We start from the raw sequence: 13,665 nt of genomic DNA, 5'->3' as shown, positions 1-13,665 counted from the left end.
ATGATATAGCGATACCGAAGTATTTGGAGAGATGGGGTTTGGATTTACTCTCGCAACGAATTTACGATATTCAACGTCAGCTTGATCGCTGTAATCAACAAACTGATGTTTTGGCGCTGTTACTTGAAGCTTTTTGCATGGCCACCAAGGCTACTCAAGCTTGCGTCATCGATTTGCATCCTAAACCACACTTATTAGCAACCCAATGTGGCGAGCAACCCTGTCAATTTACAGCTGAAAATGATGCCGACTTAATCAAGCACCTTGGTTTTCCCATTACCCATCGTCAAGCGACTTGGCACCACCAGCACTGTGACCAAGATTGGCAAATGTTGGTTTGGCCAGCGCGAGTGAACACACGCCTCTGCATTGCCTTTCAGGCATCGCAATTTGATTTGGATGGGTTTCGAGAAACGCCACTATTTGAAAGCCTATTGCGACAATTTGGCTATCGCCTTCAACTAGACGGCTATCAACAAGTTCATGTTCAATTCAGCGCCGCCAGCGAAAACATGGAGCAAGCAGCAAAGGGCGATTCGAGTAAATTTACGGAGTCGCTCATATTACTGCAAAACATCAACTTACAATTAAGTAATGCCGACTCGCTCAATCAGCTACACCGCGAGGCAGTGGAAAGCTTGCGCTCCCCTCTCAATTTCGATCGCGCAGCACTGTTTTTACTCAATCCCCAGTCGTCAACCATTAACCCCACTTACGGCACCGATGAACAAGGTAATACCACCGACGAACATAGTCATGTTTATGATATGCACAAGATGTCTCCCTTGTTCATGCATACTTGTTTGCATACCCAAGAGTATTTTATCGTTTTAGAGGAGGTACCTCTATTTAGTAACCAGAACATCGTGGGGCATGGCTGGAATGCCATGTTGGTGCTACGCGATGGCAACAACCTGCTCGGTTGGATAGCGTTAGACAATCTAATCAACAAACGCCCCATTAGCCCCTACGAAAAAGAGCTACTGCGCTCTTTTGCTTACATGTTTAGCCAAATCTTAGTGCGTAAACGGGCCGAAGAAAGCCTCAAAATGCTCTATAACAGTAGCGAAACGCTCTCGGCGGCCAAAACAGAATTAGATGTTTGCTATCAAGCGGTTTCTTTAGCAAGACAACAATTAATGTTAGATCGGGTGGCTATTTTCTTGAGCGATGACAATGGCACCACCCTTCGCGGTACTTACGGCACCGACATCCACGGTAATATTGTTGATGAAACTTGGTACAACACCCCCACGCCCAAGAGCGATTTGATCAAACAGGCCATTCAAAACGAAGATTTCTTAGCCATCGAAGACCCAGCTACCCTTTATCATGACAATCGCCCAGTGGGGACAGGATGGAATGCGATTTTACAACTGCGTAGCAATAATCAGATTATTGGCTTTTTATTTGCTGACAACCTGATCAATGGTTACGCCCTGAGCCTTTATTCCCAGCAATTGATACGCATTTTTGGCACCACAGTATCAGAAATGATTGCGCGTAAGCAGGCTGAACAAAACCTTATTCAGCTCAATATAGAACTTGAGCAAAAGGTAACCGAGCGAACCCAACAGCTAGAAGCGAGCAATCAAGCCTTAGCCCAGACCAACGCGCAGCTTAACCATCTGATTAAAACCGATCCGTTAACAGGCGTAGCCAACCGCCGCTCATTGGATACCAGTTTGCAGCAAGCTCTGCAGCGGGCCTGTCGCCAGCAGCTAAGCTTGCATATTGTGATGCTAGATATCGACTTCTTTAAATCTTACAACGACCATTATGGCCATATTGAAGGAGATAATGCACTTAAGCAGGTAGCAGCCTTGTTGGCTCAGCATTTTCGTCGCGCCGATGATACCTTGGCGCGCTTTGGTGGTGAGGAGTTTGCTCTGGTGATACTTGGTCAGACCCAACAAGAGGCCGTAACACGGATCAACCAAGCCATCGCCAGCATAGTGGATTTAGCCATTCCACATCAGCATGCAATATTAGGCAAGGTGACGATTTCTGCCGGCATGACCTCGCTTAATTTAGCGGCACCATCTGAAGTAAAAACCTTACTCAATCAGGCCGATATCGCACTGTATCAAGCTAAACGTCAAGGCAAGAATCGCCTCGCCATATTTCAATCCGGCTAATCGCCCAGTTCGGGCGATTTTGGCTTAATAAGGGACAAGTCAGTTTATAAAAAGGCGACCGAGTCAAAGAAAGCGGCAGCCGTGTTTTTATCACTGAGTTTGCCTTGGTGCTTACTCATTAATAACAACATATGCCCTTGGTAAACGAACATGCGCTGCTCCATTTGTAATGGCTTACCATTTAAATCCAAATCAAACACCACTCGATAGCCACGCTGTCCTGCCTGTTCGATAAAACCACGCTCTTTTAATACCACAGCATTTTCGGGCAGCTGCTGACCCACTTTATTAATTAATTCTTGAAAGCTCTGTTGATCTAGCTCTTCGATTGAGTCCTGATCTAACGTATCAACCACCGAACTAAATACCAATCCGGTCAAGGCTACCTTATCTTGGGGAATAGAATTAACAATTTCAAAGCTAACTTGGTCGGTAGCTTGCTGCTCAACTTTGAGATCTGCACGTGTATCGACCGCCACAGGGATGCTTTTAAAATAATAGGTTTGCAGTGACTCGGGGGCAGCAAGAAAGTAGTATCCCGCAACGGCAATCCCTAGCGCCACAACCAACGACGTCAATCCCTTCATTTTTTCCTCCAAAATAATATCTTAGCCACGATCCAGCGATTACTTTATCAGCTATTACTAACTAAATTAATCCATATGCAACAAATTGACGTAATTATATTTTAACCTTGAAATACTTTTTTGACGTTTAACAAGCCTGTAATACAGAAGCATTAAAACTAGCGACAAAAGGCAGGAAGTACCATGGAAATGTCATTATCTCAAGCAATAGCACGCATGAACGAAATACAAGGCTTTAAACAAGTCATGCTTTATTACCAGCACCAAGTGCGCAGCTTTGCCATTACCGATCAAGTTAGTTTGGATGCGCTGCAGCAAGAGTTACAAACCTTACGCAGCTTTGAGCTATTTATATCTCACCGCGAAGGCGACGAGGTGATAGTGAGTGGCTTAAAATTTGCCCAAAACCAATTTGCCGATGTAGCTCCCATTGAGCTCGCCAACAAACTGAATATGGCAGGCCTAATGACCAGAGATATGAGTTATCGCCGGATCATCGCCAGCCAATAGCTGATGCATATTCACCACTTAAGCATATGGCTCAACACCAATGTTTAAGCTCTTCCTTTCCCTGCGCCGATAACTGGTATACGCCCGTGCTAACGCGTTGAAACCAGCTATATAAATCTGCTGATAACATGCTTCCTGCTTTGGGCTCATCAATGGCTTTGGCCAATATTGCCGCTTTAGTGGCGCCATGCTGCTCTAGATACTGGGCAATCCGGATCATCCGCTGCCGATAGACCGTCATTTTTTTACTGTGACTGCTGGCTCCACCTAGCTCAGGATCGCCTTGGCGTTGATGAAACTCATTGAGAACTAACTTCTTCTTGCTGTTATTTTTGCGAGGTTGGTAATCGCCAATGGAAACCAAGGTTTCAACATAGGTTTGCTCACCGACAAAGGCCACCACAATCAAACCTATTCCCAAACGACGTAGCAACTTAATGATGCTTTTTTGCTGCTTTTTTAACGGGGCGCAATCGGCCGGCACGGCTATGTAAACGTAATCGGTTAAGGCAAGGCGCTCTACTGCTTGCAAAATTAAGGTGAGATTGAGGGTGTTTTTAAGCTCCACCACCAGCACGTCATCTTGGCGCACCGCCATAACATCGCACTGTTTTATTTCCCCTTTAACGTTGAATCCTTGGGCTTCCAGCATGGCTTTAATCGGGGGGTAGAGATCCGTTTCTAATCGTTTTATTGTCATGCTTCGTAAGCTACTGTATTAATGTAAACCCTGATATGTCGATATATCTTAACGCGAAAGGACGAAAACTGTTATGGACTCAGTCACGCAAATTGCCCTCGGCGCTTCGGTTGCCGCCGCGATTGGTTACAAACCTTTTGGCAAAAAGGTGCTGCTTGCGGGTGCCCTATTAGGCACCTTACCGGACATGGATGTAGTCATAAATTATGGCGATGATATAGCCAACTACACCAGCCATCGTGGTTTTAGTCATTCGTTATTTGTGCTGTCGGCCTTAGCTGGGGTATTGTTTTTATTGGCCAGACAATACTGGCAAAGTGTACGCGCCCACCCCATCGCCGGATTTTTGGTTATCTGGCTGGCGCTGATCACCCACCCTTTACTGGATTCGTTCACCACCTATGGCACCCAAATTTGGTGGCCGCTCACGACACCGCCGGTGTCTTGGTCAAGTGTGTTTATTATCGACCCCCTTTACACCTTACCCTTGCTAATAGCGGGTATAGGTTTAGCCATTTCTAAACAACCAACGCGTTGGCAGCGAATTAACACTTGGGCGCTCGCCATAAGTTGTGGTTATTTAGGCGCCAGCCAATTGGCCAAATGGCAAGTGCAGGAGCAGGTCTACGCTCAACACCCTAACGCCCAAACAATATTTGTTGCGCCAACCCCGTTTAACATCTTGGCGTGGCGCGTGTTGCGTTATCAGGGTGACAGTTACAGCGAGGGCTTTACCTATGTATTTAATAACCAGCCCATTCAATGGCAGCAGCACAGCACAGGCCGCGATCAGCTGACAGATTTCGAATCGCCATATTTAAGTCGTTTAGAATGGTTTAGCAGTGGTTTACTGCAATTTAGCCAAGTTGACGATCAACTGCATGCCACGGATTTGCGTTTAGGTATGGGTGGTTATTATCCATTTAGCTTTGCCATTGCCGAAACCAGCACAGTAGAAGCAACCTCTACCACCGCTTGGCAAGCCATGACACCCATTCAACTACCGCAACCTAAGGCTGATTTTTCGCAGCTAGTTGAACGCTATCGCAACATAGCGAAAAACTAATGAGGATGTAACGCTATGGCTTGCTGGCGATAGCGTTCTATCACACCTTGTTGCTTCATTTCCCGCAGGGTAACTGCGATTTCATCGGCCAGTTTTTGATGTTTACGGTGCAGAAATAAATAACTGGGTTTGTTTGCTAACGTCGCCACCGCCTTTATGGACTGGGTATCATATAACTGAGGATCTAACTTAGCTAAAACGTCTTCAACCGATAAATCTAACTCTAAGAAAACATCGGTTCGCTTAAGGATCAAGCGCTTCACGCCTTGATCTGTGGTGGTGACCTTACTGACTAAATCACTTGGCATGCGCGGGGGGATTTCCATTTCAAACAACTTAGAGCCGTTACGGTATTCAACTCGGTACGCTAGCTCATTAAAACTCTGCCAATTTTCAATCTTTAATCCAGCAATATGGCTATAAGCGACACTGTTCATGGCAAAGTGAGATTCGCTCACTCGAATCAAGTCGGGTCTTCCTTGGCCATAGCTGGCAATGCGATTGACTTCTCCATCCAGCTTGCCTTCCATAAAGACTCTTGCCACTCTAGCCGCTGGAAAGCCCAAATATTCGAATTCATAGCCAAGGCGTTGAAACGCATCCCGATAGATCAACTCAGCCCAAATCCCATAAACAGACTGTTTTAAATTATCTGAACCGCCGACCACGATACGCGGCGCAGCGATTGCAGAAGCACTCAATAAATAACAGTACAAGCAGAACAATAACGTGATGAAGCTAGTTTGCATTTAACCTCCCTACGCTATGCACCTATAAACCAATGAGCTGACCCATCTTGTTTTGCCAACGGACATAACTAACTATAGTCACTCCAACCATATTTCTACCTTAGTTTAACGCCACAACGATGGCATTTTTTTATCGCGCACAAATCGCTCATTCATCGGCCTTTGGCACAGGCTGAAAGTGGTAATTCGGTGGTGTACTTAAGTTGCTCCATAGCAAAGCTGGACGTCACTTCCGTCAGGCCCGAGACGCGGCTCACTAGCTTTTTATAGAAGGCATCAAAGCTACGCATATCTTGCACCACCACTTTCAACATATAATCGTATTCCCCCGCCATCCGATAGCATTCCATCACCTCTTCTAAATCCTTTATTTGCAATAGAAATTCATTAAACCACTGGCTACTGTGTTGCTGGGTTTTCAATTGCACCATGGCGATCAAATCTAAGTTTAATTGTGCTGCATCAAGCAAGGCGACCTGTCGTCTGATCAGCCCCATGTCTTGCATACGTTTTATTCGTTTCCAGCAAGGCGTGGTGGTTAAATTTACCTGCTCGGCAATATCTGCCAAAGCAATGCTGGCATCATGTTGTAGCAAACTCAGAATCTTAATATCAAGCTTATCTAGCATACATATTCCCTAAAAACACATCAGGTAGAAAATTTTTCTAATTATTACTGAAAATAGATAAATATGAGCAACTTTTTCTCCACTGCGCTTCTTATACTGGGTTTTCACAGATTGGTTTTGAGGCACAAATGGCATCATCTACTTGGCGTAATCAGGCGATTCAAATCATTGCCGCAGACTTACAACGTTCGGCCGAAACGCATTTAATCAAACTTAGCCTACCCGCACTGGCTGGCATCGATATTTATTTAAAAGACGAGAGCACTCACCCAACCGGCAGCTTAAAACATCGCCTTGCTCGCTCTCTGTTTTTATATGCTCTATGTAATGGCTGGATCCAGCAAGACACCCCCATCATCGAAGCTTCTTCGGGAAGTACCGCGGTGTCAGAAGCTTATTTTGCTCAGCTACTTGGCCTCCCCTTTATCGCTGTGATGGCAAAAACCACCGCAGCAAAGAAAATTGAACAAATAGAGTTTTACGGCGGCAAAGCGCACTTAGTTGACTCGACCGATCAGATTTATGCGACCGCTCAACACCTGGCTAAACAGCTTAATGGCCATTACATGGATCAATTCACCTATGCCGAGCGCGCCACCGATTGGCGTGGCAATAACAACATTGCCGACGCAATTTTTAGACAGATGCGAGCCGAGCCTCACCCCGTCCCGCGCCATATCGTCATGTCTGCGGGCACAGGGGGCACCAGCGCCACCATAGGTCGCTATATTCGCTATCGCCAATTAGAGACCCAACTAACCGTAGTAGATCCAGAAAACTCGGTTTTCCATCGCCATTATCAAACTGGAGAAACGCATTTCAGTGACTGCAAAGCCAGCAAAATTGAAGGTATAGGTAGACCAAGAGTTGAACCGTCGTTTATTCCAAGCGTTATCGATCGCATGATTTCGGTGCCAGATGGCGCCAGCATTGCCACCATGCTTTGGCTAGCCAAACTGTTAAACCGCAAGGTCGGCCCTAGCACGGGAACCAATGTTTATGGGGTACTCAAACTTGCACGTAAAATGCAAAAGAAACAACAAAGCGGGGCCATAGTGAGCTTGATCTGCGACTCAGGAGAAAGATATCTGGATACCTATTACCAGCCCAAGTGGGTAGAACAACATATTGGCAGCATCACTCAGTATCAAAACTGGCTAACTCGGTTTGGTTAAGTTGCAATCGCCCGCAGAGGTTAACTGCGGGCTAACGCTGCTATTGCTTATAAATCGCTTGGTAGCTCTCGGTGAGCAAACCTAGGTACAAGTTTTCTAACACCTGACGTTTCGCATCTTTCGATAACGATTCTGACAAAGGAGACAAACGGTTTGCTTGAATATGAGCTAAACCTTGGATCATCGACCATGCCGACAAAGATAAGATGGGTTCATACTTGGCAACGAAGATCCCTTTTGCAATGCCTTCTTTGATTGTTTCTTGCAGTAAAGCAAAGTTGGCGTGAGCGATATCAGAGAAGTTTTGGTCTAGCCATTTTTCCTTGTCTTCATAGCTAAACATGTAGTTAAACAAGCCAGGGTGTGATTGAGCAAAGTCTAAGTACATCATGCCCATATCAATCAGGCGCTCGGCTGGCTCAAGCTTATGATCGGCGCTAGAAATAAACCTAGCTAACAACCGATTCGCTTGTTTGGCTAACTCAAAGTTAAGCCCAGCATCATCAACAAACAAAGCAACTAAATTATCGATGTCATAATCCGTGTACTCAGCCACGGCAGCAATATCAGTTAATTTTAATTTACCAGAGTCCAAAGCAGCGATGACGTCTGCAATGACTTTTCCTTTTTCTATTTCACTCACGGGTTATCCTCCTTGATAACAAATTACCAATCGCAAGTTTATAATTAATAGTAGAAAATGTATCCAATTTAATGCTCAGCATACACCCAAGTTACCCCAAGATGCTTGTTTAACCTCAGCTTTGGTTAAAGCTCACTCTGTCCGAGAGGAATAACGAAATGCGCGCTGTTTATACTGTTCTAATGTCGCGGGATGAATACGCTTATCGACCAGTTTGAAGTCACCGGAATAAACCTGAGGAATAAGCGCATCTTGTCCCTGTAACGATAACTTCATCGCCTCGGCCATCGCCACGCCGTTATCATCATTCATGCGCATCACCGTGACATCAAGCTCACCAGTTAAAATGGCTTCAAGCTCTTTGTCACCGCCACCCCAACCGTTTACCGCAATGGGACGTTTCAACTCTGGAGTTCTGGCGATGGCCGCAGTAATGCCAAAAGCCACATCCGTTGAACAGGCATAGATAAAATCCAAGGGCTGGGTTTGAGCTTGTCGTAACACACTTTGTACCGCGAGAGCCGCACCGTGCTTAGAGCCATCGGAATATACCGAGCCAACCAAAGATGCCCCCGCCGCTTGTTGCATGTGAATAAAGCTATCGCCTCGCATTTCACTCACATAGCCGGGACTTCGAAAAACCAGACCATAATGAGCCCGAGGAAATTGCTCACTATAGTACTGATGCAGCATCTTAGTACCTGTAACATGGTCAAACCCGACATACATAAAAGGGGGATTGTCATGCCAAGCGCGATACGGGGTCGTAATATTTTGCAGAATCAACTTCATTTTTTTCTGCTCAAGAATATGCCCAATCAAGCCAGCGTGCTCATTAACGTCTAAGGTGAATATTAAATAATCCGGCTGATAGCGCTCTGCTTTTTCGATCAATCGCTGCTGCTGTTCAAGAGCGACAGAGGGTCTGGTGTGATGGTTGTAGATTTGATATTGAATATTAAGCTCATCCAATCGAGCAGTCAGCGAGGCGATGCTGCGACGCCAGTAATCGGAAACCTGATGACTCGGGTAGACCACAAAAATCCGTAACGGCTCTTTTTGCTCGACGTTCAAGGGTGCGCTTGGCCCTTGCACTAATTTGTCAAAATCGGCAGCCAGCTGAGCTTTTTTGGGAAACGTTTGAAAAAATTCGTCGAGAGACCAATATTGGGAAGATGAGTTTTGCGCAGCCCAGCATGGATTTAACATCATGAGCCCAACTAACATGATAACCACAGGTTTCATGGGATGAATTTCCTTATCTTTTTGATCTTACTCCAAACTATAGATTATAAATCATATGCAGTGGGATTGCTCATACCGCCCACTGCTTTAATGACGAAACAGGCCATAGGGCAGACCAGCTGACCAGCTAGCCGCCCAAGGGTAAATTTTATTCTACCGTGATTCGCACCTGCCCCTGACGCGGCATCAGATTAATCACAAATTGTTGGTCATTAATGCGTTGAACCTGAGGTTGCTGCTCAACATCAGCCTGCTGATAATGCGCGAAGAGCTGATTTACCCCTTGATCTGCATTCACCACAACACTTAACTGAGTGTCATTGGCCAGATACTTTTGACACACAGAGTCAGTTAAATCAAAGCCCAAAACTAAACTGCCATCATATTGCGTTTCTGATTGCAGCTCGCAGTGGCGACGAGACATGCCATAGCGGATCACATCACTTGCCCCAGCAACCCATAGTGCACCCTGATCAACCAAGGATTTCACATAATCTAAATGGCCTTGGTAACGTAACAGCGGAATTTGCTCCCAAGACGTATCTTCCACCCCATGGAAAGTGCGCAGTGCCCAGCCGCCTTTGCTCACCGCATCATCGACATAGGCTTGCAGGATATCGTCACTCCCTTCATACACAGACCAGATACCCGAATTGGTAAATAGGTCGTTCTTAATAAAGTAGGGATCAAACGTGTCAGCATCATTCACCCCGCGAGCAAGGTAATAGTTTACCGAACGCATACCGATGATACCTGGTTCAGCTTTTAATGCCGCGATGGATTCAGCACTGGCTTGATCTTGTGGAAAGGCATAAAACTCAACCGCAGTAGGTGTTTTGTCTACTAAGGTTTGTTGTGCTTGGCGGATCTCAACCTCATCAGACCAAGCAGGATCGACCGGATTTGAATGCATCCATGAATGGTTCACTATCTCATGACCTGCAGCAGCAAATTGCTCCACAGCCTGCCAATGGTAATTAGCACAATTACCCGCAATTACCCCCACAGAGCCTTGTAAACCACGAGCCGATAGCTCAGGGATCGCATAATGAATGATACCGTCGGTAATATAGGCACAAAAATCGTCATGTTGAATGGTGTAGGCCGCTGCCGCATTATTTTTCCAGCTAGCCACCTTAGCCGTTAGGCTTGCACCTTGCTCAGCAATAAACTGCCACACCTTAGCCGGCGGTTGTTCATTCTGGGTCCACCATTGGGCTTGGTAGATTTTTTTGCCTTGCGCAATAAAACTGCCCGCAGCATAGGCCGTATCAGGCTGCCACTGCTGTAACTCAGGGATCTCCGCCACGAGATGACGCGCAACGCTATCACTACAACCCGAAGCATTACATAGCTCGACAACCAATTCATGCTCACCCGGTGTAAATGTAACTTGGCATGTTCCTGTTTGCTTACTATTTCCCTGCTCAGCTAACTCACCGGTGCATAAGGCTTGCCCATTACTGCGCAAGGTCCACTGCTGAGCGTTTTCACCCCACCACATATTCCAGCTAACAGTATGGCTGGTATACACATTGGTTTTTGTCGGTAACACATCAAGTTGAGCGGGGCTAGGCGCGGCATTAGCCGCGGTGATTAAAGTTGCCCCGCAAAGGGTTGAGATGATGCTTGCAAGATAAGTTAATTTGGCCATGTTTCCTCCTTGTGAATGGCGTTCGCTCATTCATCATGCAGCAAACCAAAAAAGAAACTAGCGAGCTTAGGTTAGGCTTTCACCAATACCGAAGTGAAATATATTTTACCTTTAAAATTCAACATATTAAACAATCTCAAACCAACATCTTATTGCATCAAATACACCTATCTACCCGGTAACCAATTAACAGGGCTAGGGTTTCAATGAGTACGCCACTATTAACAATTAAAATATGCCAATCCGATTTCACCACCATTCAAAGCGGAAAACAAAAAACAATTAAAAACAGCAACTTAATTATCATTCATGACGGTTCCATTTTCACCAAATCATGCCCGCTGTTGCCACCAATGTGGAAAATGCTGTTGGATCCATTGCACATAACTCTTAGAAACCGGCACTACCTCGCCCGTATCCAGTCGCAATTGCCATTTTGCTTTGACCATTTTTTCCAAGCCAACCACACGGCTAGGGTTCACCAACCAAGAGCGGTGAACCTGCAAAAGCGTTTGATTATCAAAATATAATTTGATGCCCGTTAAACGCATTAAGATATAGCTGGGCTCGGCTTGACCGTCTAAGTACAAGCCACTGTAGCCTCGCTCGGCTTTAATATAACGAAGCTTTTCTTTAGCTTGAGCTATGGTGTGCAGCTCACTCAGTAATTGTGGCTGTCGACAAAGCTGCATTAAGTACTGACGACATTGGCCTAACTGGTCGGTTAAGTGACGAAAATGAGCTTCATTTGAGTGCTCAGGGCTCACCTCTAACTGCAGCACACAAGCATCTAAATCATTTAACAGTAATTGAATAGACTGATCATTTTCGCTCTGCTCTTGCGTTTCGCTTGCCGCTATTTGGCGCTCACCTTGATAGACAGCAGCCGACTTCACCCCTGGATGGCGCGAAAACCAACTCACTAACTCTTGGTGTAAGCCTTCCACACTGCGACTTTGTTGCCATACCGGCAGAATATCCCGCTTAGACTCGATATTAGCGACATTGAACGTCGACTCTTGCTGATTCGACTCCACGGCTAACGCTTGTTGCTGCCAAACTTGTAGCTTAGCGACCAGTTGTTGAATCGGCTCAGGAATGTCTTGATTGCCAGCCCCAGCTTGCTCAAGCATAGAAACCAGATCAGGTAGGCTAATGGGAGCCAAGGCGTGACGGCGCCGCTTGAATTGATTAGCTATCAAGGCCAATAATCCCAGTCCACCGATAGCGACAATGATCCACAGCAACCAAGGTTTAACATCGAGCCATAAACTATATCCATAGTTATCAAACTGATGGATTTGGCGCAAAACGCTAGCATTACCGATAGCATCACCCGACAAGGTCCATAATGCCGTGCCGGCTAATTGTTGGCTGTTGGCGTAATCCAGCTTAGCGCCAATCCCCTCGCTGCTATCATAAGAAAGCCATATTTGCTGCTGCGGATGAAACAACCAAGCCGCCTTAGCATCCTTGTCCCAGCCTTGCTGCCAACTGGGATCGTCTTTAAACCCTTGAATATCCTGCTGAGAAAATACGCCCGTCGGCCCAGTTTGATCGTTATCCCAAGTGCCTAAGGGCACCCCAACCGTTGCTTGGCCTACCCCAGCTTGCTTTACCCCTTGCCAAGCGGTGCCTTGACTGGCGAGGATCAATACTAACTTATCGTTTTGCCCACCAAGAGCAAAATAACGCGTTACCGCCGAGCTGACACTTAATTCCCCAGCCGGCGCATATAGTGGCACGTAATGCCCGGTGGTTTGATTCCAACGGCCATGAAAATCAATGCTCAGCAAACTAATGAAATCAACGTAATGCTGCATTTCGGGCAGGGGCCAATTTGGCATCATTTGGGCATCAGCCGAAAGGGTGACACTCAGACTGTAGGTTTGGCCACTAACTTGGCTTAATTGCGTTAGGGCTGTGCGGGTTGCCTTGATTAATTCAAAGTATTGCTCACGCTGTTGCGGCTGGGCCGGTTGGCCGCGATATTTCATTACCGGTGCGCGCCAATCCAACTCAACACCATTAAAGCCATATTGCTTAACAAAATCGGCCACACTTTGGGCAAATTTCTCCGGTTGCTCCGCCGCAATCGCAAAGTTCTCTGAGTAACTCCAGCCACCAATCGCAATAACACTTTGTAAATGAGGATGGCGTAGCTGTAACTTGCGCAATTGATTGAAGTTACCTCTACGCCCGCCAATAGCACTGTCATCAGGATAGATGCGGTCTACATCGGCATATTTATCGCCCAAGATCACCTCACCAGCAGGACTAATATTGGCGTAGGCATAAATTAAATGCGTTAGGCGCTCCGCCGGCACATCATTAATATGATAAGAATGGCTATAGGTAGCCCAAAACGGGAAATAACCCGCACGAATAGGCTCTGCGGTGGCGGCGGCTGATAAAAATAGCCACCAGCCCCATAGAAAAGGCAATAAAAACTTCATAGCTGCAATCCTTTGCTGCGTTTTTAATCATATTCCAGCTTAACTAGCATTAAAGCATGGGTATGGCTTGCATCTTACCAGAACTCAATAAATCTACTCGAACAACACTAAAA

Annotated in this window: 12 protein-coding genes; 4 read left to right on the top strand and 8 right to left on the bottom strand. The window is 46.1% G+C overall.

What is annotated here, in order from left to right; genetic code table 11:
- The first annotated feature begins 38 nt into the window (after positions 1 to 38).
- Positions 39 to 2,138 carry a sensor domain-containing diguanylate cyclase gene (locus ACK8OT_RS13640; RefSeq protein WP_410197074.1) on the top strand — a complete coding sequence of 700 codons (2,100 nt, stop codon included), beginning with the start codon at positions 39 to 41 and terminating at the stop codon, positions 2,136 to 2,138.
- 44 nt (positions 2,139 to 2,182) lie between these two features.
- On the opposite strand, the gene ACK8OT_RS13635 is transcribed toward ACK8OT_RS13640, so the two are convergent.
- On the bottom strand, positions 2,183 to 2,725 hold the full coding sequence (locus tag ACK8OT_RS13635; protein WP_410197073.1) for a hypothetical protein: 543 nt from the start codon (positions 2,723 to 2,725) through the stop codon (positions 2,183 to 2,185).
- Positions 2,726 to 2,908: 183 nt separating this feature from the next.
- On the opposite strand from ACK8OT_RS13635, the gene ACK8OT_RS13630 reads away from it, so the two are divergent.
- A complete protein-coding gene (locus ACK8OT_RS13630) occupies positions 2,909 to 3,235 on the top strand; it encodes a hypothetical protein (protein WP_410197072.1) in 327 nt (108 codons plus the stop codon).
- Positions 3,236 to 3,266: 31 nt separating this feature from the next.
- On the opposite strand, the gene ACK8OT_RS13625 is transcribed toward ACK8OT_RS13630, so the two are convergent.
- Positions 3,267 to 3,935 (bottom strand): DUF2161 family putative PD-(D/E)XK-type phosphodiesterase, encoded by a 669-nt coding sequence (locus ACK8OT_RS13625; RefSeq protein ID WP_410197071.1) that lies wholly within the window; start codon positions 3,933 to 3,935, stop codon positions 3,267 to 3,269.
- Positions 3,936 to 4,008: 73 nt separating this feature from the next.
- Here ACK8OT_RS13625 and ACK8OT_RS13620 point away from each other — a divergent pair, with 73 nt between their 5' ends.
- Positions 4,009 to 5,001, top strand: coding sequence for a metal-dependent hydrolase (locus tag ACK8OT_RS13620; RefSeq protein ID WP_410197070.1), 993 nt, complete (start codon positions 4,009 to 4,011; stop codon positions 4,999 to 5,001).
- On the opposite strand, the gene ACK8OT_RS13615 is transcribed toward ACK8OT_RS13620, so the two are convergent.
- Both ACK8OT_RS13615 and ACK8OT_RS13610 read right to left on the bottom strand, forming a co-directional pair.
- Positions 4,998 to 5,750 (bottom strand): hypothetical protein, encoded by a 753-nt coding sequence (locus ACK8OT_RS13615; protein WP_410197069.1) that lies wholly within the window; start codon positions 5,748 to 5,750, stop codon positions 4,998 to 5,000. The genes ACK8OT_RS13620 and ACK8OT_RS13615 overlap by 4 nt on opposite strands.
- Positions 5,751 to 5,902: 152 nt before the next feature.
- On the bottom strand, positions 5,903 to 6,379 hold the full coding sequence (locus tag ACK8OT_RS13610; protein ID WP_410197068.1) for an Lrp/AsnC family transcriptional regulator: 477 nt from the start codon (positions 6,377 to 6,379) through the stop codon (positions 5,903 to 5,905).
- Between the two features lie 128 nt (positions 6,380 to 6,507).
- On the opposite strand from ACK8OT_RS13610, the gene ACK8OT_RS13605 reads away from it, so the two are divergent.
- Positions 6,508 to 7,554 (top strand): PLP-dependent cysteine synthase family protein, encoded by a 1,047-nt coding sequence (locus tag ACK8OT_RS13605; protein WP_410197067.1) that lies wholly within the window; start codon positions 6,508 to 6,510, stop codon positions 7,552 to 7,554.
- A gap of 40 nt (positions 7,555 to 7,594) precedes the next feature.
- On the opposite strand, the gene ACK8OT_RS13600 is transcribed toward ACK8OT_RS13605, so the two are convergent.
- From ACK8OT_RS13600 to ACK8OT_RS13585, 4 genes are all read right to left on the bottom strand, one after another.
- Positions 7,595 to 8,197, bottom strand: coding sequence for a TetR-like C-terminal domain-containing protein (locus tag ACK8OT_RS13600; RefSeq protein WP_410197066.1), 603 nt, complete (start codon positions 8,195 to 8,197; stop codon positions 7,595 to 7,597).
- 132 nt (positions 8,198 to 8,329) lie between these two features.
- Positions 8,330 to 9,442: a substrate-binding domain-containing protein gene (locus tag ACK8OT_RS13595; protein ID WP_410197065.1), complete on the bottom strand. Its 1,113-nt coding sequence runs from the start codon at positions 9,440 to 9,442 to the stop codon at positions 8,330 to 8,332.
- 148 nt (positions 9,443 to 9,590) lie between these two features.
- Positions 9,591 to 11,096, bottom strand: coding sequence for a chitinase N-terminal domain-containing protein (locus ACK8OT_RS13590; protein ID WP_410197064.1), 1,506 nt, complete (start codon positions 11,094 to 11,096; stop codon positions 9,591 to 9,593).
- Between the two features lie 332 nt (positions 11,097 to 11,428).
- On the bottom strand, positions 11,429 to 13,552 hold the full coding sequence (locus tag ACK8OT_RS13585; protein ID WP_410197063.1) for a glycosyl hydrolase family 18 protein: 2,124 nt from the start codon (positions 13,550 to 13,552) through the stop codon (positions 11,429 to 11,431).
- Between the last annotated feature and the right edge of the window lie 113 nt (positions 13,553 to 13,665).

It is taken from the genome of Motilimonas thetidivivens (assembly GCF_046452435.1).
GTDB lineage: Bacteria > Pseudomonadota > Gammaproteobacteria > Enterobacterales > CBDFNC01 > Motilimonas.
Note: the sequence above shows the minus strand (reverse complement) of the source record. Positions and strands in the feature narration are given on the sequence as shown.